The organism is Citrobacter sp. T1.2D-1 (assembly GCF_950098555.1).
GTDB lineage: Bacteria > Pseudomonadota > Gammaproteobacteria > Enterobacterales > Enterobacteriaceae > Citrobacter_A > Citrobacter_A telavivensis.
The window spans coordinates 76,194-97,741 of sequence record NZ_CATNHH010000045.1 but is presented as its reverse complement, the minus strand read 5'-3'; the positions used below and the strand labels follow the sequence as shown (position 1 = coordinate 97,741).

The 21,548-nt window shown below is 50.5% G+C and carries 16 protein-coding genes and 1 pseudogene; 7 read left to right on the top strand and 10 right to left on the bottom strand.

The window, feature by feature from the left end; genetic code table 11:
• Nucleotides 1–105 precede the first annotated feature (105 nt).
• The 3 genes from QQZ17_RS20230 to QQZ17_RS20220 all read left to right on the top strand — a co-directional run bounded on the left by QQZ17_RS20230 (nucleotide 106) and on the right by QQZ17_RS20220 (nucleotide 4,119).
• Nucleotides 106–2,676 carry an autotransporter outer membrane beta-barrel domain-containing protein gene (locus tag QQZ17_RS20230; RefSeq protein ID WP_371305601.1) on the top strand — a complete coding sequence of 857 codons (2,571 nt, stop codon included), beginning with the start codon at nucleotides 106–108 and terminating at the stop codon, nucleotides 2,674–2,676.
• A gap of 130 nt (nucleotides 2,677–2,806) precedes the next feature.
• The gene (locus QQZ17_RS20225; protein WP_152405731.1) at nucleotides 2,807–3,439 is read left to right on the top strand and encodes a LysE family transporter; all 633 of its coding nucleotides are present in this window, start codon (nucleotides 2,807–2,809) and stop codon (nucleotides 3,437–3,439) included.
• Between the two features lie 224 nt (nucleotides 3,440–3,663).
• Complete coding sequence (locus QQZ17_RS20220; RefSeq protein ID WP_235922397.1) at nucleotides 3,664–4,119, top strand: hypothetical protein; 456 nt, start codon at nucleotides 3,664–3,666, stop codon at nucleotides 4,117–4,119.
• 263 nt (nucleotides 4,120–4,382) lie between these two features.
• Here QQZ17_RS20220 and QQZ17_RS20215 read toward each other — a convergent pair whose 3' ends face one another.
• Complete coding sequence (locus QQZ17_RS20215) at nucleotides 4,383–7,361, bottom strand: autotransporter outer membrane beta-barrel domain-containing protein (protein WP_152405733.1); 2,979 nt, start codon at nucleotides 7,359–7,361, stop codon at nucleotides 4,383–4,385.
• A 408-nt stretch (nucleotides 7,362–7,769) separates the two neighbouring features.
• Nucleotides 7,770–9,323 carry a peptide MFS transporter gene (locus QQZ17_RS20210; RefSeq protein ID WP_152405734.1) on the bottom strand — a complete coding sequence of 518 codons (1,554 nt, stop codon included), beginning with the start codon at nucleotides 9,321–9,323 and terminating at the stop codon, nucleotides 7,770–7,772.
• Between the two features lie 509 nt (nucleotides 9,324–9,832).
• Here QQZ17_RS20210 and QQZ17_RS20205 point away from each other — a divergent pair.
• Nucleotides 9,833–10,240: a cupin domain-containing protein gene (locus tag QQZ17_RS20205; protein WP_152405735.1), complete on the top strand. Its 408-nt coding sequence runs from the start codon at nucleotides 9,833–9,835 to the stop codon at nucleotides 10,238–10,240.
• A 4-nt stretch (nucleotides 10,241–10,244) separates the two neighbouring features.
• Here QQZ17_RS20205 and QQZ17_RS20200 read toward each other — a convergent pair whose 3' ends face one another.
• The 3 genes and pseudogenes from QQZ17_RS20200 to QQZ17_RS20190 all read right to left on the bottom strand — a co-directional run bounded on the left by QQZ17_RS20200 (nucleotide 10,245) and on the right by QQZ17_RS20190 (nucleotide 12,912).
• Complete coding sequence (locus QQZ17_RS20200; RefSeq protein WP_152405736.1) at nucleotides 10,245–11,135, bottom strand: LysR family transcriptional regulator; 891 nt, start codon at nucleotides 11,133–11,135, stop codon at nucleotides 10,245–10,247.
• Between the two features lie 155 nt (nucleotides 11,136–11,290).
• Nucleotides 11,291–12,124, bottom strand: a pseudogene (locus QQZ17_RS20195) (class I SAM-dependent methyltransferase); the annotation flags it as partial.
• A 107-nt stretch (nucleotides 12,125–12,231) separates the two neighbouring features.
• Nucleotides 12,232–12,912 carry a Crp/Fnr family transcriptional regulator gene (locus tag QQZ17_RS20190; protein ID WP_152405738.1) on the bottom strand — a complete coding sequence of 227 codons (681 nt, stop codon included), beginning with the start codon at nucleotides 12,910–12,912 and terminating at the stop codon, nucleotides 12,232–12,234.
• Between the two features lie 147 nt (nucleotides 12,913–13,059).
• Between QQZ17_RS20190 and QQZ17_RS20185 the strand changes: the two genes are divergently transcribed.
• Nucleotides 13,060–13,986, top strand: a complete 927-nt coding sequence (locus tag QQZ17_RS20185) for a nucleoside hydrolase (RefSeq protein WP_152405739.1) — start codon at nucleotides 13,060–13,062, stop codon at nucleotides 13,984–13,986.
• An 18-nt stretch (nucleotides 13,987–14,004) separates the two neighbouring features.
• Nucleotides 14,005–14,280, top strand: coding sequence for a hypothetical protein (locus QQZ17_RS20180; protein ID WP_152405740.1), 276 nt, complete (start codon nucleotides 14,005–14,007; stop codon nucleotides 14,278–14,280).
• 37 nt (nucleotides 14,281–14,317) lie between these two features.
• Here QQZ17_RS20180 and QQZ17_RS20175 read toward each other — a convergent pair whose 3' ends face one another.
• Entirely contained in the window at nucleotides 14,318–15,373 is a 1,056-nt protein-coding gene (locus QQZ17_RS20175) for an NAD(P)-dependent alcohol dehydrogenase (RefSeq protein ID WP_152405741.1), read from the bottom strand.
• Nucleotides 15,374–15,713: 340 nt separating this feature from the next.
• On the opposite strand from QQZ17_RS20175, the gene QQZ17_RS20170 reads away from it, so the two are divergent.
• A complete protein-coding gene (locus QQZ17_RS20170) occupies nucleotides 15,714–16,028 on the top strand; it encodes a PTS sugar transporter subunit IIB (protein ID WP_152406387.1) in 315 nt (104 codons plus the stop codon).
• Nucleotides 16,029–16,121: 93 nt separating this feature from the next.
• Here the strand turns inward: QQZ17_RS20170 and QQZ17_RS20165 are convergent, their stop codons facing one another.
• The 4 genes from QQZ17_RS20165 to QQZ17_RS20150 all read right to left on the bottom strand — a co-directional run bounded on the left by QQZ17_RS20165 (nucleotide 16,122) and on the right by QQZ17_RS20150 (nucleotide 21,334).
• The gene (locus tag QQZ17_RS20165; protein WP_235922398.1) at nucleotides 16,122–17,018 is read right to left on the bottom strand and encodes a PHP domain-containing protein; all 897 of its coding nucleotides are present in this window, start codon (nucleotides 17,016–17,018) and stop codon (nucleotides 16,122–16,124) included.
• 186 nt (nucleotides 17,019–17,204) lie between these two features.
• Nucleotides 17,205–18,800: a glycoside hydrolase family 43 protein gene (locus tag QQZ17_RS20160; RefSeq protein WP_152405742.1), complete on the bottom strand. Its 1,596-nt coding sequence runs from the start codon at nucleotides 18,798–18,800 to the stop codon at nucleotides 17,205–17,207.
• 61 nt (nucleotides 18,801–18,861) lie between these two features.
• Nucleotides 18,862–20,166 carry a glycoside-pentoside-hexuronide (GPH):cation symporter gene (locus QQZ17_RS20155; RefSeq protein ID WP_152405743.1) on the bottom strand — a complete coding sequence of 435 codons (1,305 nt, stop codon included), beginning with the start codon at nucleotides 20,164–20,166 and terminating at the stop codon, nucleotides 18,862–18,864.
• Nucleotides 20,167–20,437: 271 nt separating this feature from the next.
• Nucleotides 20,438–21,334, bottom strand: coding sequence for a helix-turn-helix transcriptional regulator (locus tag QQZ17_RS20150; protein ID WP_152405744.1), 897 nt, complete (start codon nucleotides 21,332–21,334; stop codon nucleotides 20,438–20,440).
• Nucleotides 21,335–21,548: the final 214 nt, after the last annotated feature.

Here is a 21,548-nt window from a genome sequence, read left to right as displayed (position 1 = left end):
AGCTCCTTATTAACATGAGCAAATCCACGAATGGCCTAATATTCAAGGTTGGCCTTTTTGCCCCTCCATTTAATTAATATTCGAATCTTAAGGAAGAGTCAATATATGAAAATAAATACAATACACCCCCCTGGATCACTATTAGCCATTGCTATTTCAATTGCCTTAACACCCACAGCAATGGCTGATAATAGTATTTCTCCACCAACGGGTGTGGGTGATACCGTCATTATTAATAACGGCCAAAGTATTACGCTTTCCGCGACGGAAAATACCGATCCCGCATGGGATAACTTCAGCAGTCTCTGGGTCGGTAATAACTCTGACGGCTCGCTGCTGATCGATGGTCGGGATATCGCCACTTCCGCCGGTATGATAGGTAATGGCGCGAACGGCAGCGTGACGCTGACGAATGGCGCAACCTGGACGCTGGACAATCTGAATCTGGTGCTCGGGACCCATGATGGTTCAGGAACACTGCTGGTGAGTAACGGCAGTAAAATCAGCGGCATTGATGAACTGCGCATTGGAGAATATGCCGCAAATGCACAGGGGACGGTCACCATCGACGGTGCAAATTCGTCTGTCTCATCCGCCTGGAGCGTGGTCGGCGATCAGGGGCGCGGCAACCTGGTGATTACCCGCGGCGGCACCCTCTCCTTAAGCGAACACATGAACATCGGCTACGTCGGCAATACGAGCAGTACCAGTCGTAATGGCTATGGAGTAACCCTGGTCGACGGTGAAAACTCGCGACTGGATGTGACAAAGGGCATTTATCTCGGCGGCTTCGACAGCACGGCATCCAATGACGCCACCGGTATTCTGACCGTCAGCAATGGCGCAACGGTCAGCTCAGGTAGCTTTATCTGGCTGGCGGTGGGGCAAGGCAGCACCGGTATCCTGAATATCGGCGGGGCGAAGGGAGAAGCGCAACAGGCCGCGGGAGCGTTGGATCTGCCGTGGATTTACCTTGGCAACACCAGCGGTATGAGCACGGCAGAACTCAACTTTAACCACAACAGCGATGACTTCGTGCTCTCGGCCAGAATCACGGGCGTTGGCGAAGTGAACCATTTCGGCTCGGGGACAACGACGCTTACAGGTGCCAACACCTACCAGGGCCCGACCCACGTCGCGAACGGCACGCTGCGCGCTGGGGTAGAAAATACCCTGAGTGCAAGATCGGATTACCGCGTGGACAACGGCGCGCAACTGGATCTTAATGGCTATTCGCAGACGCTGAACTCGCTGGAGCTGGCAGGCACGGCGACGCTCTCTTCCCCGTCGCGGGTGAAAGCGGCCTTTAGCCCAACCACGTTAACGATTAACGGCGATTATACCGGTAACAACGGCCTGCTGGCCTTACGCACCGTGCTGGGTGATGACCTTTCGCCGACCGATAAGCTGGTTGTGAAGGGTGATACCCACGGCACCACGCGCGTCAGCGTCAGCAACGCCGGCGGTAGCGGTGCCCCGACGATTGAAGGCATCCGCATTGTCGACGTTGAAGGCGCATCTAACGGAACCTTTGTGAAAGAAGGTCGTATTGTGGCGGGCGCATATGACTACGATATAGTGAAACGAGATAACCAAAACTGGTCTCTGACCAGTGTGGCATTGCCAGGACCGGTCCCCCCAACCCCGCCGGGCAACCCGAAAGAGCCCGTCGAACCCATGCCTCCAACAGCGGAAGGCCCGCATCAGTATCGCCCGGAAACCGGCAGCTATCTGGCAAACACCCTTGCCGCCAACACGCTGTTCACCACCCGCCTCCACGATCGTCTGGGTGAAACCCAGTACACCGACGCGTTAACCGGCGAGCAGAAGGTGACCAGCCTGTGGATGCGCCACATCGGCGGACATAACCGCTTCAAGGACGGTTCCGGGCAGATAAGCACCCAGAGCAACCGCTATGTGCTGCAACTGGGCGGCGACATTGCGCAATGGAGCACCGACGGTCTGGATCGCTGGCATCTGGGTCTGATGGCCGGTTACGCCAACAGCAAGAGCCGCAGCCATTCCAGTCTGACCGGATACACCTCTCGTGGGGAAATCAGCGGCTACAGCGCCGGTCTGTACGGCACCTGGTATGCCAACGACACCGATAAAACCGGGGCTTATGTTGATGGCTGGATGCTCTACAACTGGTTTGACAACACCGTCTCCGGACAGGGACTGGCGTCTGAAAAGTATGACTCAGACGGTATCACCGCGTCTGTCGAGACGGGCTACACCTGGAAACTGGCCGAATTCAGCGAACGTAACGCGCTGTATGTTCAGCCTAAAGCCCAGGTCACCTGGATGGACGTGCAGGCCGATACGCACGTTGAGAAAAATGGTACCCGCGTAGTGGATAAAACCGACGGTAATCTGCAAACGCGCCTGGGTGTGAAAGCGTACCTGCAGGGGCATAACGCGATAGATGACGGCAAAGACCGCACCTTCCAGCCGTTTGTCGAAGCCAACTGGATCCACAACACGCAGAATTACAGCGTACAGATGGATGACATCAGCAACGACGTGAAAGGCACCCGCAACATAGGTGAACTAAAAGTGGGCGTTGAAGGCCAGCTTAGCCAGCGTCTGCAACTGTGGGGCAACGTTGCCCAACAGATTGGCGACAACGGTTACAGCGATACGCAAGGCATGTTAGGGCTGAAATACAGCTTCTGACCCTCTACCACCCGTGGCAACGCGGGTGGTTTTCTTCCCCCGCCTCTCCCTTTGTGATCCCATTCGCATCCCCCAGGTTTTGTGATAAATAAGATGAGGTTACTTTATCTGATTCAGGGAAATGTGGTTTATGGAACCTCTGCACGCGGTTTTCCTCACCGTCAGCCTGTTCGTCTTAACCTTCTTTAACCCAGGCGCCAATCTGTTTGTGGTTGTGCAAACCAGTCTGGCCTCCGGACGACGCGCAGGCGTATTAACCGGTCTGGGTGTGGCGTTAGGTGACGCAATCTATTCCGGGCTGGGACTGTTCGGCATGGCGACGCTGATTACCCAGTGCGAAGCGGTATTCTCGGTGATCAAAATTGGCGGCGGCGCGTATCTGCTGTGGTTTGCCTGGAACAGCATTCGCCACCAGGCCACGCCGCAAATGCCGACGCTTCAGCAACCCGTTAGCGCGCCGTGGACGGTGTTCTTTCGTCGCGGCTTATTGACCGATCTGTCGAATCCACAAACCGTTCTGTTTTTTATCAGTATCTTCTCCGTGACGCTGAGTGCCGACACGCCCATGTGGGCGCGGATGATGGCCTGGGCCGGGATTGTGCTCTCTTCAGTTATCTGGCGCGTCTTTCTGAGTCAGGCCTTTTCATTGCCAGCCGTGCGTCGGGCATACGGCAGAATACAGCGCGTCGCCAGTCGAATCATCGGGGCAATTATTGGCCTGCTGGCATTACGCTTAATCTATGAAGGAATTACCCATCGCTAACCCCCCTCCCCCTGAAATAAAGTAGTTTCAGGGGACAGTATTTGCCTTCGTCATTCCCTTTGCTGTAAAACATTATTAATCAAAAAAAACAACCACGCTCTTTTAAATAAATTTAATACAGAGAGAAATGGGGTTTATTATTTATCAAATAGCAAAATGGGAACAATCCGATGTTAAAAAATAAATCACTCCTTTTATTACCGCTTATTCTTACCGGCTGCACAATGAGTGACAGCGACATGCGTAAAGCCTATAGCAACCACTACCAGCAGCCGGCGGGCTACGTGGCGGTCTATAAGGAAAAAATCGCCGGGATGGACAGTGACGCGCTGGCAAAATATGCAGCAGCAGAAGAAAAGAAAAAAATGCGTGGCCAGTCCAGCGTGAAAATTGATGATTACATTACGGCGCAAAACATTCAGGCCAAAGGTCAGCGCGTGGTCTTCGATTATTCGCTTTCAGAGAAATGGTTAGCGCTTTCTCCGGCACAACAACGCGAAAAACAGAAGCTGATGGAAAAAGATTTAATATACCGTACCTGTTCACTGGAGACGGTAAAACTGGCACAGGAAAAAGGACTGGCAGAAGAACATAACTATTACAGCCACTATCCCGAGACGATCGCCTTTACCCTGCGTACCAGCGGGCAGATCTGTATCAATAATGGTTTTGCACGATAATCTCCCTCACCCTGACAACCATGACAGGGCGAAGGACCAGACGCATTATTCTTCAGCCGAGTGAGGGGACAGGGCATCAGTAGCGTCTCCATACGTGCGGATTACTGGGGGCTTACACCTGTCTGCCGCAACCGAACTTTACCGGGGATGAAGTTGAGTCGTTGTTTTAGTGTTATTGATTGCCGGATGGTGCTGGCGCTTATCCGGCCTACACTTACCACTTGTAGGCCGGATAAGGCACAGCCGCCATCCGGCAATTCACATCAGAACGACGCTTTAATTCCGATCATCGCGGAGGTATCGCTGTAGCCCTTATCGCCCATCTGCTGACCGATGTTGCCCCACAGAGCGATGTTCTTCGTCAACTGGCCTTCAACACCGGCTTTCACTTCGCCAATATTGCGCGCACCCTGCAGATCCACGTTTTCACCATTCATTGAGACGCCAAAGTCTTTGCTGTTGTGGATCCAGTTGGCTTCCACAAACGGCTGGAAGGTGCGGCCTTTACCGTCGTCGAGCGGGTTATGACCCTTGCCGAACAGACGCACGCCGACGCGGGTCTGGATGTTGCCATCACCGTTACCTTCCACGCGGGTACCGTTAACTTCTTTGTGCTCGTCGGCCTTCACGCCCATCCAGGTGACCTGGGCTTTAGGCTGGATGTACAGCGCGTTACGCTCGCTGATGTCCGCCAGTTTCCAGGTGTAGCCGGATTCCACAGAGGCGGTGAAACCTTTAGCGTCATACTCTTCTGACTCCACACCGTCGCCGGAAAGGGTGTTATCAAACCAGCTGTACTGTGCCCAGGTATCGACATACGCGCCTTCACGGGTCGCGTTGTCCTGAAGCCAGGTGCCGTACAGGCCAATGCTGTAACCGTCGATGGCGCTGCGCGCACGGTTGCCGTTACGCTGATTTTCAGCACGGGCTTTCTGGTTGGCATAGCCCGCCATCACCCCCAGATGGTAGCGGTCGGTGTTGTCGGAAGACCACTGCGCAATATCGCCGCCGAGTTGCATGACATAGCGGTTGGCCTGCAGGTTCAACTGGGCGCTGCTGTCGTGCTGACGGGTATGCCCGCCCACGTTGCGCAGCCACAGGCTGGTGACCGCGTCTTCGCCGGTCAGTGCGTCAACGTAATGGGTTTCACCCAGACGATCCTGCAACCGGGTGTTGAACATCGTATTCGCCGCCTGCAGGTTCATACCGTACAGACCGGCTTCCGGACGCACCGCGTGTTCACGCGGCGTCGGGGTCGGAGACTGCGGCTGAACCGGAGCTTGCGGTTCGACCGGATCCTGCGGGTCTACGGGATCAACCGGGTCAACAGGCGTTACCGGAACCACCGGATCTGGCTGCTCTGGCGGTTCCGGAGACAGCGCACTGCTCAGGAACCAGTTTTTCGCCTGCGTGCCTTCGCCACGTTGCAGGGTGTAATCATACGCACCCGCAATAATACGCCCGCTCTGTGTGAACTCACCGTCGGAGTTGCCGCCTACGCTAATCAGTTCAATACCCTCCGTCGTGAGACCACCTGCCCCACCCGCGTTCAATACCTTCACGTTAGTGGTGCCGGAGGTGTTACCCGCAATAACCAGGCGGTCAGTTGGAGAAGTATCATCGCCCAGTTGGCTGTTCATCACGATGTTACCGTTAGTCCCGGTATAATCACCGCTCACGGTCAGGGTTTTGAACGTTGTGGCAGCACGCGTCAGCTGACTGGTACTCGTGACTGGCGCCATAAAGTTCAGCGTCGCGTTGTTCAGCGTCAGATTTGTCAGGCTGGAGTCGCCAGTCATATCCCAACGACTGTGGCTGCCGTTGAATGCCAGATCGATAATGCCGCTGGATACCTTCTTCGTGCTGCCGTAAAGGTAGGAGTTATCGCCGGTGTTAATATTGACGATGTGATTGCTCTCGGACTGAATATCCCCCCACGCCTGGAATTTATTGTTGTTGCTGATATCGATGGAACCATAGATAGCGAGTAAGTTACCCTGCGCACTCTGCACACCCTGCAAACTTCCCAGCGTGACATCACCGAGGATTTTAGCATTCGCATTACGCACAAGTTCAACCCGGTTACCGCCCTCTGACTGCACATTCAGCGTATTGAAGGTCATGTCCTCCACGCTCACGCCCTGAATACCGTACAGATTGGTTGTATCATCCCCGGAAACCGCGATATTCAGGTTGTTGATTCTGACGCTGGCCTCTTCGCTTCCGTGAAACAGTGCGCCAATGACGGTCGCATCACCTTTCGCCCGCGCCTTAATGTTAAGGTTATCCATCGTAATATCCGACAGTGCCCCCAACGACGACAGCCCGGTAATCAAGCCAAAATCGTAATCCGTTGCGTTATCAGTGACATCAATATTGACATCATTAAAGTTGATTATATTCGCTCTGGCTGGCAGCGATACGGAGTCACGATGATCCTCCAGCACCAGGCCTTTAACACCATCTTCCGCTGCGTCCGTCGTAATCTTGATTTGGGTTGTACCCATAATATCGGCATTGCTGCTGACGTTCATCCCTTCCAGGTAAACCGCCGAGGTGGACTGCAAATCAACATTCACATTCCCCGTGATCCTGGTGCTCAGCCCCTTTAGTTCCAGCGCTTCCACGGTGGTCGTCCCCACGTCGCTGGAAGATTTGTTATCCGCGTATTTCACGGTGATGTTTTCCGCAGTGAGGGTCGAGTCTCTATACGCGACAATAGCTGAAGACATAATGCTGGATGAAACAGTGACCGGGGTGGTAATCGTTAAATCAAACAGGGTGTCGCCGGTTAACACAACATTCGCCGCGTCATTGACGTAAAGACCAATCGTCGGTACGCCAGACTGTTTAATCGTTAAATCTTCAGCCTTAAGGCTACCACCGTAAACTCTGACGGCATCGGCGACAGAACTGGATAACGTAGAATAATCGATAGATGAACCTTTACCTAAATCCAGATCCCCAACGGAAACATACACGCTCGATCCGGTATTGCCTGCCGGGCTGACCATGTCAATTTTACCGTTGACCGTGACGCTGGCACCTGTCGCCCCGACGCCAATGTAAGAGACATCAGCACCATCGGCGACCTGCACGGTTCGTTTGTCGACAGGAACCGAATCAGTAATCGAAATGCGTTCCGCTTCCGCATAAACAGGAAGCGATGACGCAGAAAGAATAGTACTTAACAATAATGCGATTTTATTCGGTTTAAACCCGAAAGACAGAGAGTATTTCATAATAAGCCGTTCCCTACTTAAAAGAATATATTTGTTTTTTTAGACTTTACAGACACAGACAAACGCCACTTAAATTAAAAAGGCTGAAATAATCCCGTCAGTAGCATTTAATAAACAAATGATTTCCGATTTGGCTATTTTCCCTCCAATATATAATCTTCTCAAATGAAATAGTCTTAAGCGTGACTCAGATAGCTAATCTAATAAATAACGCAAGTGCAGCATATAACGCTTTAAATAATCTTAAATTTAGAATATTACACCACAAAAAGAGCAAGCGATGAGATCCTTAAATAATATAAGAAATAATCACATGGATTATTGAGGATGGCGAGGGTGAATGTTTACTTATTGTGAAAAAAACCGGCGTATTTAACGCCGGCGGAGTGAGAGACGGATAATTATCGATCAGCCATTGATGGCGGGTTTCTGCTCAGTTTTCACCTGCGCATTTTCCAGCATGCGACGAACCGGAACAATTAATACGATAAGCACAGCGGCACAAATCAGCAGCGCTATGGAGCAGCGGGCGAAAAGGTCGGGCAGCATATCCAATTGGTCAGCCTTGACGTGCCCACCAATCAGACCCGCCGCCAGGTTACCCAATGCGCTGGCGCAGAACCACAGGCCCATCATCTGACCCCGCATTCTTTCTGGCGCTAACAGCGTCATGGTCGCCAGACCAATCGGGCTCAGACACAGCTCACCCAACGTCAGCATCAGAATGCTGCCTACCAGCCAGAACGGCGACACGCCCGCCCCACCGTTGCTCAGCACGTTCTGCGCCGCCATCATCATCAGGCCAAAGCCCGCCGCCGCGCACAGAATACCGATAACAAACTTGGTGATACTGCTCAGGCGCACGTTTTTGCGCGCCAGCGCCGGCCATGCCCAGCTGAAGACCGGTGCCAGCAGGATAATGAACAGGGCGTTGATCGACTGGAACCAGACGGCAGGAATTTCGAAATCACCGATCATGCGGTTGGTATAGTCGTTCGCGAACAGGTTGAACGAGGTCGGTTTCTGTTCAAATGCAGACCAGAAGAAAGCCGCAGAAACCAGCAGAATAAAGCAAACCAGCAGTCTGGCGCGCTCTTTGCGTGTCAGACCCGCAAACACGAACAGGTAGATAAAGTAAAGCGCCACAGAAGCGGCAATGACGTAGACCAGCATGCTGGCAACGGCGACCGGATTAATGACGATCACCCCCTGGGCTATCAGCGTCACGATAATAGCCACGCCGACGCTCAGCGCCAGCAACCAGCCACCCACGCCGTTTTTCTTCGCCACCGGACTGTTCCAGGTCGAATCAAGCCCCACTTCGCTGTCGTAGCGTTTCATGGAAGGTACGGCAAACACGCGGAAGATAACCAGCGCGACCAACATCCCGATCCCGCCGATACCAAAGCCCCAGTGCCAACCGTGAGATTTGATCAACCAGCCGGAGATCAGCGGGGCGATGAATGACCCCATGTTAATGCCCATGTAGAACAGCGAGAAACCGCCGTCGCGGCGGGCATCGCCTTTCTTGTAAAGAGTGCCCACCATGACGGAGATACAGGTTTTGAACAGACCCGACCCCAGTACGATAAACATCAGGCCGATGAAGAACAGGTTGTCACCCATCCAGGCCGACAGGGCAATAGACAGATGGCCGAGCGCGATCAGGATCGAACCGTACCACACCGCGCGCTGTTGCCCGAGCCAGTTATCCGCCAGCCAGCCACCCGGAAGCGCCGCCAGGTACATGCTGCCAGCAAAAATACCGACAATCGCGGACGCATTTTCACGCGCCAGTCCCATGCCGCCATCGTAGACGGTCGCGGCCATGAACAGGATCAGTAACGGACGAATACCGTAAAATGAAAACCGCTCCCACATCTCCGTGAAGAACAGTGAACCCAGCGGATAAGGATGGCCGAAGAACGTTCGGCTTTCGTTTTTATTAACAGAGGAATGCATAATTTCTCCCGAAATGGTGTGTTGTCTTGCTTGTAGCCACTGAATTACCCGCCGACCATTCATATATCTGGCCGATCATTCACATCCAGTGAAATATTATTTAACCATTTGATAACCATAAGACAGTTTTGTCTAGTGCCAGCCCCGGGACTTTAAGATGAAAACTCGATAGATGTCTAGTTTTGTAGATTTTATGTTTGATCGGAAAGGATAATGATTGACTTTAAAAGCCTGCAAATTATCCCTTATCAATTCATTAATAAACAATGCGTTACCTTTAAATACCATCCCCAAAAGCACGAAAATGATCGCCCCATATCTTTCTGTCTTTTTTTCCTGACTGAGATTTATGAATGATATTCATAGCGGTTATCCCGCTGGCGACCATTATCTCCGGGTGAGAAAACGCTACACTGCATCTCATTCTTCCTGTCCCAACGGATGACGATGATTACCGTTGTCAGCGCCGTAATGGCGCTGACCGCCAACCTGATAACCCCGGAGAAATCATGAACGCACCATTTGAAGGTAATGGCATTTTCCCGAAAGGGCCGAAAAACGAAGCGTATGCGCAATATTTTCAGGGGACCAGCTACCTGAATATGCTGTCCACGCAGGGTGTCAATATTGGCAACGTGGTGTTTGAACCCGGCTGTCGCAATCACTGGCATATCCACCACAAGGGGGGACAAATTCTGCTGGTGACCGGCGGGCGAGGCTGGTATCAGGAGTGGGATAAACCGGCACAGCCTCTGGTCGCCGGAGACGTCGTGAATATTCCGCCCGGCGTAAAACACTGGCATGGCGCGGCGGCAGACAGTTGGTTTGCCCATCTTGCCGTCGAGGTGCCCGCACAAGGGTCTTCAAACGAATGGCTGGAGCCGGTCAGTGAGGAAGCGTACGCCCAGCTCCCCTGACGACTCAGGGGTAGCGCAATGCCTCGATCAGGCGCGCAAAGGCGGGTGGATGCTGTTTGCGGCTGGGGTAGTAAAGATAGTAGCCCGGAAATTCAGGACACCATGACTGCAAAACCTGCACCAGCGCGCCGGATTTGACGTACTCTTCGACAGAATCCTCCGGCACGCAGGTGAGGCCAAACCCGGACAGTGCGGCATCGACGCGTTCGGTGAGCAGGTTTAACGTCAACTGTCCGTCCACCCTGACTCGCAGCGGCTTGCCGTCCCGCTCAAATTCCCAGTGGTACAGACCGCCCGCGGTAGGCAGACGCATATTGATACACCGGTGGTTCTGCAATTCATGCGGCGTTTCAGGCACGGGACGCTCAGCAAAATAGTCTGGCGACCCCACTACCGCCATGCGCATATCCGGGCCGATTTTTACCGCGACCATATCTTTATCAACGCTTTCGCCCAGACGCACCCCGGCGTCAAAACGACCTTCTACGATATCCACAAAACCGTTATCGACCACCAGCTCGACGCTGATTTGCGGCCAGGCTTTGAGAAAAGGTTTCAGCCTCGGCCACAGCAAACTGCGCGTCGCGTGTTCCCCGGCTGACAAACGGATATGACCCGAGGTCGTCCCGTTTAGCTGAATGAGTGCTTCCAGTTCCTGTTCAAGGTCTGCGATACGGGGTTCAAGACAGGCGATGATTCTCTCGCCAGCAGCGGTTGGTGCCACGCTGCGGGTGGTACGGGTCAAAAGCCGCAGGTTCAAACGCTCCTCCAGCGCTTTTATGGCATGGCTGAGGGCCGATTGTGAAACACCAATCTTCGCAGCGGCTTTGGTAAAACTCCGCTCTCTGGCTACAACCAGAAAGATCTGCAGTTCGTTGAAGTTTTCTTTAAGCATGGGCGGATCCTGACAGGTAGCGGGATTCAGGCATGATAGTGAATCACTCCCCGCATTGTAAGGCTCCCCGGTCTAAAAAAAGCCCGACAGCGTAAGCCATCGGGCATCCGATTTCTCTGGTCGCAGAACGGATAAATTACCGTTTACGCCATTTCGCGACGGGCCATCAAAGCATAGAGCTTCCCGGCAAAGGTTTCACTGACCGGCCAGTCGTCAGCGGCAATGCGGGTTGTGGTGTGAAAACCGCACTGCGCCAGCAACTGCAGATACTCTTCGTCCCGCCAGGCACGCGTCTGGCTGCTAAAATGCACGACGCTGGCGTCGGCCTTGAGTGCCCAGAACGTCGTGGTGCTGGTTTGCATTTCCTCATTCCAGCTATTTTCGCTCAGCAACAGATGTGGTTCGGCGAGAAACAGCCCCTGCGAACAGCGCTGCCAGGACGGTTGTGCCGTCCCCTGCCTTTTGACTTCGTCAAAAGTATGTACTTCAATCAGCAGAGCGCCTCCCGGCTTCAGCCAGGCCGCGCAGCGTGCCACCAGTCGTTGCGCATCCTCGATGCTAAAGACATTGATTTCACCGAAAGTCATCATGATAAAATCAAAAGCATCACCCGGCAGGTAATCGCGGACGTCCTGTTCCTGATAATCAATGTTCAGTCCTGCGCTTTGCGCCTGTTCCCGCGCCCACTGAACAGAGGCCGGAGAAAAGTCAACGCCGGTGCAATCAAACCCGCGCTGTGCGAGACGTTGGGTGTAAAAGCCGGGTCCACATCCCAGATCAAGGATCTTTGCGCCCACGGGAAGTTGACGGGCGATCCAGTCGACCTGTTGCTCGATGACCGAAAGTTTACGACTGGCCCAGTCGTGCTCCTGAGACAAGTGGTTTTCCAGCATTCTGCGACTGAAGTCTGGATCGTTCCACGGGATCTTGCCGCCCGTTTCATGACCGTCGTATTGTCCACTCAGGAGAGTCAGTTCAAGAAGATTCATCCGTTGATCTCATCGTAATGTGTATATTGGCTGAAATAGCATTCCAGCCTTCCTTCACAGCGAGAGCATTATCTCATGCTTTCGGGAATATGTTCCCCAGTCCCGGTTCAGATTTTGTCGGCAGGAAAATCGGATAAGCGGACAGGATTGATAATCCTCAGGGATTTATTTTTGTATTGGATAATCTCCTGCTGCGCAAGTTTTATCAGCGCGCGATTGAGTTGTCTGACAGAAACGCCCAACATGGCGGCGAGCGACTCCCTGTTCTCCAACTGAATCATTACGCCTTCGCTTTGCGTTTTGAATAATAAGAATTGACGCAATTTAGATTCCACCGAAATCGCACCAACCGAATGCAGCAGTGAAGTATTAAGTAACTTATGACTTAAATTCTGACACATAAAAAGAAGAAAAGCGGGATCGCGCATCGCGTTCTCTCTTACTGCCTCAACCGGAAGGGAAAGTAACAGAGAGTCCGATAATGCCTGGACGGCACTGAGGACTTTACTTTGTTTTGTTGAGAAAAGTTCGAGTTCACCGATCACCGAAAAAGCGGTTTCAAAAGAATAGACCCCATGAGTCCCGTTTGAATTCTGGCGTTCGACTTGCAGCTTACCGTCAACCAGGAAAAAGAGATGTGTCAAATACGTACTTTGCGTCGTCAGATATTCCCCGGCGTCAATTTTAATCAGACGCAATGCGGCTAACAGCGAAGCGTTGAGTACAGCAGATAACCCGTGCGCTAAAATAAATCGCTCTTTTAAGGCACTGTCGCTGATATTTTTCATCTTCCCCTCCGCCCTTTTCCTGTCTCCCTTTCATGGGATAGCACAATAAAATGAACGCGGCGATAACAAAAAGGACATATGTCCTTTTTGTTATCGCCAACTCTGCGCATTTTAACGTTACTGGACATAATAAACGGAGTAACTGCGATGAGACATTTTCTGATAGATACCGACACCGCTTCTGACGATGCGGTAGCCCTTTTGATGGCATTAAGAGCCTCTCATATTCAGGTTGAAGCGATTACCACCGTTGCGGGTAATTGCCCCTTACCCCAGTGTGTCAAAAATGCACTGATCTGCGTGGAGAAAAGCGATACTTACTTTCCTCCTGTTTACGCGGGCATGACAAAACCTCTGTTCCGGGAACGTTATTACTCGCACCATATTCATGGTGAGGATGGGATGGGTGATATGGCACTCCCCGAGCCCTCTTTGAGGGTTGAAAAAATGCATGCCGTCGATGCGATCATTGAATTTGCCTCCCGCTTTGATGGTCAGTTGGAAATTGTCACGCTGGGCCCTTTGACCAATCTCGCTATGGCGATTTTAAAAGAGCCTGAACTGGTGCAGAAAATAAAACATGTTTATGTGATGGGCGGTGCCGGACTCACCCCTGGCAATATCACCCCTTTAGCGGAGTTTAATTTCTACGTGGATGCCGAAGCGGTACACCTGGTGCTTGAATCGGGACTGCCGTTAACCGTGGTAGGCTGGGAAATTGGTATGGGCGAGGCTTTTATCAATCAGGAAGATATTGTGTTTTTAAATGAGCTCAGCGAGTTAGGCCGATTTTCCGTTCGCTGCAACAAGACGCTAATGGCGTTCAATGCAAGTCGTATGAACAAAATCGGCTTCGATTTGCCCGATCCCACCACGATGGCAGTGGCGCTGTACCCGGAAATTATTGATTCCTCTTTTGAGGCTCATACGTGGATCGAATACAAAAATGATAAATCCTACGGACACTTCGTTATCGATTCGACGCAACTGACCGGTCTGCCCGTCAATGCCACAATTATCACCCGCATAAAATCGGGCATGTTCAAGCAAAAGCTTTATTCCTTATTGTCGTAATGGATGCGAGGTATTCTGATGACATTCTCCCCGAAAAATATTAAGAAGGTCGAACTTCATGTTCACCTGGATACCTGCCTGAGCTTTCATTATATAAAACAAATTTGCCCAGGAATCACGCTGGATGACTTTACCAGGATCTTTATTGCCACGACGAAGTGCGGCGATCTTGCTCATTTCTTACGCAAGGTGGCTCCCCAGGCGAATTTCTATCGCTGTAACGAACACGCACTGGAAGCCAGCTTTATTGACAATGAAACCCGACAACGACTGATGCGTCGATCAACGGCGTGAATAATCAAACAGGCGGTACCGCGTACCGCCATTTTTGTCACGCGTTCAGCGAGGCGATATCAATAACGAAGCGATATTTCACATCGCTCTTCAGCATTCGCTGCCAGGCGACGTTAATATCCTGGATAGCAATGAGTTCAATATCCGACGTGATCTGGTGCTCGGCACAGAAATCGATCATCTCCTGCGTTTCGGCAATGCCGCCGATGACCGATCCTGCCACCGATTTCCGACCCAGGATCAGCGGCGTACTGTTCAATACCGGATCCAAATCACCCAGATACCCCACCAGTACGAGGGTGCCATTCAGCGCCAGCGTAGGGATATAGGGTTTAAGATCGTGAACATACGGAACGGTATCAATAATTAAATCAAACTGGTTATAGACGCCCTGCATTTGCTTTTCATCGGTTGAAATCACAATATGCGCAGCGCCCAGCCGACGGGCATCCGCCTCTTTGTTTGGGGAGCGGCTGAACAAGGTCACCTCCGCCCCCAGCGCTTTCGCCAGTTTAATCGCCATATGGCCCAGACCGCCCAATCCCACCACCGCAACCTGACTGCCCGGCCCCACCTTCCAGTGGCGAAGCGGCGACCAGGTAGTAATTCCGGCACAAAGCAGCGGCGCTGCGCCTTTCAGATCCAACGTTTCGGGAATTTTGATGACGAACTTTTCCGTCACCACGATCTTATCGGAATAGCCGCCGTAGGTCGGCATATGATCGTGCCGATCAATATCGTTGTAGGTCAGCGTGCTTCCTTCTTCGCAATACTGTTCCAGCCCTTGCGCACAAGGTTTGCAATGCTGACAGGAATCAACCATACAGCCCACGCCGGCGTAATCGCCGACGCGGAATTTCGTCACGGCTTTGCCCACATGCGTAATGCGACCAATGATCTCATGGCCCGGCACCATCGGGTATTTTGCGCCGCCCCAGTCGTTGAACGCATTATGAATGTCCGAGTGACAGACACCGCTATACAAAATCTCGATAACCACATCGTTGTCACGCGGATCGCGGCGAACAAAATGATGAGGAGCTAAATCTTCTTTCGCAGCAAACGCGGCGTAACCTTTTACATTAAGCGTCATGAATTTTCTCCGGATGATGGGTCATGTGGCGTGAAGGGAAATGAAACAGTGCGTGAGCCTCGTTTTCATCACGCGCCGATGAGTTAGCGCAGAATAACGCTAAGACGAAGAGACGTTAAGGATATCCACTGGCATGGCCTTATGAGCCTGATTCATGAATCCAGAAGCCGTCAGGAATGCAGACTCGCTTAAGTGTAGTCAACACATCCTGGACGGTGGAAAAGACTTCAGCGCTGCGCAGCCCACTCTGGAATATATTTATGATGCAAATAAGATGTGGCGCTCATTTTTTGAGCATGACCAGACCTATTCTATGAACCGTTTTCAGGAGGTCAAAAACATGAAAAAGCTTCTGATATGTTGTTTGTTCGGGAATACGGCAAATTCACTTGCCAAAAAGATGCATGTACTGGCAGAAAGCAGCGGCAATCCTCTCATGATTAGCGCAGTGGGACTGGATAATTTCGCCAGTGTCGCTCCCGCTTTCGACGGTTTTCTCATTGCGCCGCATATTCAATACAAGCTTTCTGAGATTTATGACATTGTCGGAAACACGCGTCCAATCGCCATTATTGAAAGTTTGCCCTATGCGTCGCTGGACGCAGAGAAAGTTTTAAATTTTGTGAAGGAGAAAATGCCTGAGCTGGCAGCCTGACACCCGGGGCCGCAGCGTTTTTGCGGCCTTCTCTTATGCATGAGATCGGTTAGTACGGCAATCAAAAAAGAGAAACACCGGGCTTGTCCGTCGCTAATAAAGCGTCACCTTGTCAAGAATTTCAAGGGTTTTCGGCAGTGCTTCAGCCCATGGCTGGCTGCTGCCCATTTTGATGTTGGGTTTGTTTTTACCGTGGAAATCGCTACCGCTGGTTGCCAACAGCGTTTTATCCAGCGTGAACTGATAAAGTTCGCGACAAAGCGCCTCATCATGATAGCTGGAGAATACCTCCACGCCCTGCACACCGAGCGGCAGCATTTGCTCAATCACCGACAGATGCTTTTCCTTTACGTTGGCACCGATATGCGCAATCACCGGAATGCCTCCGTTATCGATAATGATCGACGCCATCTCTGCCATTGGTGGCAGATCAACCTTCACATGGCACGGTTTGTCGCGGCCAAAAAAATCCCAGAAGAAATTAATCAGCGGCATGTCGCTGCGAGGGTTTCCGGCCCGGTACGGCACCAGCAGCTCATGATTCGCATTGCGCGCATCCTCTAAAATCAACTCTGCCATCTGCTCTTCCTGCGGAACGCGATCGCCCGCCATGATATACAGGCGATTGACGTCAAGCTGGAACCCGAGCGCCCGAAGCTTCGCCAGTTTCAGCGGCGTCGCGACACTTTCCAGATGGTGAAAATTCTGCTCGATGGCGTCAAAATCCCGGCTATCACGACGAAAACCGTAGCCCAGCAGATGATAGTTATTGCCCGCAAACGAGCAATCAATTTCAATGCCCGTCATCACGCTAACACCGTTTTCATTGCCATAGCGAATGGCCTCTTCAACGGATCGCGCTGAGTTGTGATCGGTGATTGCCACCGCCGCCAGGTTCGCCGCTTTCGCCATGCTCAGCAGGTCGCTAACGGGGAAATCCGCATCATCGCTGTATTGCGAATGCATGTGCAAATCGATACGTTTCATCATCTTCTCCTTAAGCTGATAAACATGTACTGCATGGCACTATATGATTAGACGTGAGATTAATACAGTGTGGCGTGCGCGATAATTCTGAATCTAATAATGCGTAGAAATATCGGTGCCGGTTAATCCGTTTCTCATGAGGGATAATCCGAGGGGATCATCACTTTCATCCCCTCAATGTGCTAATGATTAATTTGCCGAATAGAGGAAATAATCAAAATCGGCATAAATGCGCTCACCGGTGAAATCCTGGCAGCACATCCCGACAAAAGCCCCAGTGAAGCGTTCAATGCCTCTTTCTTTAAAATACTCATCAGAGAGCTTACTGTATTCCACATGATCACCCACGGGAAACCACGTGCGCTCATCTAACGAATAATAGAAGTTGGCGGCATCGTCTCTCACACAGACTTTAAGATACACCACGCCATCACGGGGAATGTTAATCCCTTCCCCGGTCGGTAGTGAGAATCTGTTAAGGTCGTTAATCATCAAATTAACCGTCCTCTCCCCCTTTTCACTGCAGGAAATATGTAAATAAATATAATTTGTCGTGTCGTAAAAACAGACTAATCCCGCCATTTGCTGAAATGAATGTGGATGAAAATCTACGCAGGTCTGTGCGGTGAAGACGAAATCGGTTTGTCTTCTTGCCAGTAAACTCTGATAGTGATGTGAACTGAGCGATTCACGACCGCGCAGTCGTAACCAACCTCTTCTTTCTTTCAGCGTACACATCTCTTCACTTAAAGGGATGCGCAACGACTGATATTGAAGCGGCAGAATGGGCGTATCAAAATCATCTTTTTCAGGGAGCGCAGGCCAGGGGAATTCTCTCAGTGACGTTTGTACCGTCAAATCAGGCGCAACGGTATTATTTGCCAACCGCAGCCAGCCCTCGTCATTCCAGTAAACCTGCTGAATCGCCGTTTCACGCCCCATCGGACTGCGGCCTTTGGAGGGTAATGGCCGACCGCATAAATGCACGATAAACCATTCACCCAGGCTGTTTTCAATGAGATCGGCATGTCCGACGCGCTGTAACGGCAGGCGACAATCGAAACGTGATGTCATCATTTGACCGATAGGATCGGTTTCATAGGGGCCAAACAGATGTTTTGAACGTGCCACGGTCACGCTATGGTTATAAAAGGTGCCGCCTTCCGCAACCAGCAGATAGTACCAGCCGTTATATTCATACAGATGCGGTCCTTCGGTGATCCCAAGCGAGGTTCCGGCGTATATTTTCCGGCATTCTCCCGTTAGCGTATTATTCTTTTCGTCATACTGCTGAATAATAATACCATTCCATTTGGGAAACCCGGCCTCCCCACCATCCATATAGCTCATTTCCATACTCACTAGCCACTTGGTCCCATCGCTATGATGAAAGAGAGAAGGATCAATTCCCCGGCTATTGAGATACGTTGGCTCAGACCACTCGCCCTCAATATCTTCAGTGGTCACCATATAGTTATTGGTATCCCAAAAACGTCCGCTCACATTTTTAACGTCGGTGTAGATAAGATAGAATCTGTCAGCATCGTAGCTCAAACAGGGTGCATATATTCCGCCAGAGTCCGGGTTACCTATCATGTCGAGCTGGCTTCTCCGATTCAACGGATAAGAAATAAGACGCCAGTTCTTGAGATCCCAGGATTTATACAGACAGACGCCGGGGAACCATTCAAAGGTTGACGTCGCTAAATAATAGGCATCGCCAACTCTGATGATGGAAGGATCAGGATTAAAGCCTGGAATAATCGGGTTGGTCATTGTGGTCATAGACACGTCCTGAAAGACAAAAATGAATTTACGTTATACTGACTGAATGATGTCACGGTGCTTACACATCATATGAACGATAGCGCTGCATAATAAAAAACATGATCAAGACAAAAACTGCCGGGATAATCGTAAAAATGAGGCGCACCGTCATAATGGCGGGGTCTGTTTGCATCGCGGCGTTCCCGACATAGCCCCCAAAGGTCAACAGCCAGCCGATAATGGCTCCGCCAACGGCAATACCAATTTTAATGGCAAAGAGATTGGTGGAAAAAACCAGCCCACTTAATGAATTATTTGATTTTTTTTCAACATTATCAATAATGTCGCTCAACAGACTCCATTGCAAAGGGGCTGAGCTTGAGTCAATAAAATGGATCAGGCAGATGACGCTGCAAATCAACGCGACAGACTCCGCAGGGACGGCAAAAAGTGCGGTCAGAATGACAGCCTGTATCACTAATGTCAGTTTGTAGGCGAGTACCCGATCAAAATTTTTATACAGTAAGGTGGTGGACATGGCCCCCACAAACCGTGTGCAAAGAATAATAACCAGTACCGTGCTGACTAAATCAGGCCTTTTCATATAGTAACTGACAAAATAGATCGCCCCACCCGTTTTTAAAATACCTGCAATCAGACTGGCGATATTAAGCGAAAAGATACAGCGCCAGTTGAAATCGTTAATAATAATAAGCAGCTCCTGATATATTCCCCGCAGGTTATGACTTTTATCCACTTCTTTAACATAGTGCTCTTTGGTCATCGCAAAGCAGAGAAAGAACATGAGGGTACTCATTCCTCCCATGATGACCATGGCAAGAAAATAACCTTTCTGTAGATCGCCTGCGCCCAGTATCTTGGTTAACGGTAGCGCGACAACCGACACAATAATGCCGCCTAACGCCGCAAAGGCAAAACGGTACGATTGCATTGAAACACGCTCTTTTGCATCCTTTGAAATATTGTTGATTAATGCACAGTAAGGAACATTGACGAGAGAGTAAAAAAGGGATAATGCAGTATAAGAAACATATGCATAAATAATCCTGCCCGTCTCACCAAAATCAGGCGTATAAAATGTCAATGCACCAAAAATACCGAACGGAAGCGAAAACCAAAGCAAGTAAGGTCTGAACTGACCATACTTTGTTTTGGTATGATCGGCAAGATAACCAATATAAACATCAGCAACGGCATCAAAAGCCCGGACAACGAGAAACATTGTCCCCATATGAAAAGCGCTTAATCCATAGATATCTGTATAAAAATAGGCCATAAACAGCATAATGGTTTGCCAGATAATATTGGACGCACCATCGCCTAATCCGTAACCTATTTTTTCTTTGACGCCTGACTTATTCATAGAAATACCTTTTACCTGAGAGGATCAAGAATTTTAAAAATTCAGGGCCGGCCTCAATATAAAAGATAAGTGCAACAGGGGATAAAAAATGTAGATAAACTGGCCATTTATATAATTTTTTTGCGCCAGGCGCTACGTGTCGATCACATTTTCAGCAAGAACTGTCTGCGATTGACTCGTCGCATGATTTATTTAGAAGCGTGCAGAGCCAAAGAATCGTTATCAATGATAATCATTCGCCGTGTTAATCCGGTCGTCAACGGACAAGGGGCTAGATGGAGATATTTTCGTTGATTTTAAGCTGCTCAGAGGTGAGGTTGCTGGTTCTGAATTTTTTCGGCGTAACGCCGATAAATCGCCGAAACTGATAGCAATAGTAAGCGGCATCCGTAAATTCACATTTATAAGCAATGTCAGTGATACTCAGGTCGGTATTACGCAACAGCTGGACCGACATCGCGATTTTCTTGCGCAGTAAATACTCTTTAAAACTGACCTGCATGACCTTTTTAAACACTCTGGAGAAATGGCCAGGCGACAGCCCAACAGCACCAGCCGCCTCGCTCAGACTGATATTAAAGGATGTCCCTGTTTCTATCGCAATGACAAAGTTAATTATCATGCTAAATATTGACTGACTATCCGTTTCAGATGAAATTTTCTCAGATGTTATCGCGTGCTGAAGTACCGTATTCAACAAGAGAATAAGCAGCGGCCTAATCTCATTTTCCGTGTGCTCGTCTTCATTAACGTCTGAAAACCATCTGAAAATGAAATCCAGCCTGTCAGCAGCCTTTCCGTTAAGACCAGTGACAACACCGATATGGGGTTCCAGCACCGGGAGGGGATATTTTAGATTACTGAGCATCGCCCGATCGTACTGTAAGATATAACGCTCATGGTCACCTGTAAATTCCAGCTCCATGTCATGCAGGACCAACGGGCTTACATAAATCAAGGTGTTATTCTCGATCCTGAACTTCTCCCGACCAATGCTATAACTGCCCTTCGCTTTGCGAAACCACATAATTTCGTGTTCGAAATGGACATGGGGTTTTATGTACATCCCCTTTTCTGGCACTTTTTCCCGTGCCCGCAGGATATAATCGAGACCTGTTTTGGTCTCTAATTTCTCAAAAAAATAATCGGCATTAATCGGCGTTGGCATAATTAAAAAAAATAGAGAAGTGTTCGCGATGTGATAACACATGAACGAGGCTAGGTACAACCGATTTTGATTTCGCGCCTCGCCTTATTCACTTCGGCGACGAGGTGCTTTTCGATAAGATTTTCACGCGCATACTGTAAGCATTCCGTACGATCGTGACGCCAACACCGCAGACCTGTCTCTTGCAATGTGAGCGTCACCTGGATAATAGATA

What these genes read in the sequence shown, in the direction of transcription:
- QQZ17_RS20230 (WP_371305601.1), top strand. Translation starts at nt 106, where the DNA reads ATGAAAATAAATACAATACACCCCCCTGGATCACTATTAGCCATTGCT.
- QQZ17_RS20225 (WP_152405731.1), top strand. Translation starts at nt 2,807, where the DNA reads ATGGAACCTCTGCACGCGGTTTTCCTCACCGTCAGCCTGTTCGTCTTA.
- QQZ17_RS20220 (WP_235922397.1), top strand. Translation starts at nt 3,664, where the DNA reads ATGAGTGACAGCGACATGCGTAAAGCCTATAGCAACCACTACCAGCAG.
- QQZ17_RS20215 (WP_152405733.1), bottom strand. Translation starts at nt 7,361, where the DNA reads ATGAAATACTCTCTGTCTTTCGGGTTTAAACCGAATAAAATCGCATTA.
- QQZ17_RS20210 (WP_152405734.1), bottom strand. Translation starts at nt 9,323, where the DNA reads ATGCATTCCTCTGTTAATAAAAACGAAAGCCGAACGTTCTTCGGCCAT.
- QQZ17_RS20205 (WP_152405735.1), top strand. Translation starts at nt 9,833, where the DNA reads ATGAACGCACCATTTGAAGGTAATGGCATTTTCCCGAAAGGGCCGAAA.
- QQZ17_RS20200 (WP_152405736.1), bottom strand. Translation starts at nt 11,135, where the DNA reads ATGCTTAAAGAAAACTTCAACGAACTGCAGATCTTTCTGGTTGTAGCC.
- QQZ17_RS20190 (WP_152405738.1), bottom strand. Translation starts at nt 12,912, where the DNA reads ATGAAAAATATCAGCGACAGTGCCTTAAAAGAGCGATTTATTTTAGCG.
- QQZ17_RS20185 (WP_152405739.1), top strand. Translation starts at nt 13,060, where the DNA reads ATGAGACATTTTCTGATAGATACCGACACCGCTTCTGACGATGCGGTA.
- QQZ17_RS20180 (WP_152405740.1), top strand. Translation starts at nt 14,005, where the DNA reads ATGACATTCTCCCCGAAAAATATTAAGAAGGTCGAACTTCATGTTCAC.
- QQZ17_RS20175 (WP_152405741.1), bottom strand. Translation starts at nt 15,373, where the DNA reads ATGACGCTTAATGTAAAAGGTTACGCCGCGTTTGCTGCGAAAGAAGAT.
- QQZ17_RS20170 (WP_152406387.1), top strand. Translation starts at nt 15,714, where the DNA reads ATGAAAAAGCTTCTGATATGTTGTTTGTTCGGGAATACGGCAAATTCA.
- QQZ17_RS20165 (WP_235922398.1), bottom strand. Translation starts at nt 17,018, where the DNA reads ATGATGAAACGTATCGATTTGCACATGCATTCGCAATACAGCGATGAT.
- QQZ17_RS20160 (WP_152405742.1), bottom strand. Translation starts at nt 18,800, where the DNA reads ATGACCACAATGACCAACCCGATTATTCCAGGCTTTAATCCTGATCCT.
- QQZ17_RS20155 (WP_152405743.1), bottom strand. Translation starts at nt 20,166, where the DNA reads ATGAATAAGTCAGGCGTCAAAGAAAAAATAGGTTACGGATTAGGCGAT.
- QQZ17_RS20150 (WP_152405744.1), bottom strand. Translation starts at nt 21,334, where the DNA reads ATGCCAACGCCGATTAATGCCGATTATTTTTTTGAGAAATTAGAGACC.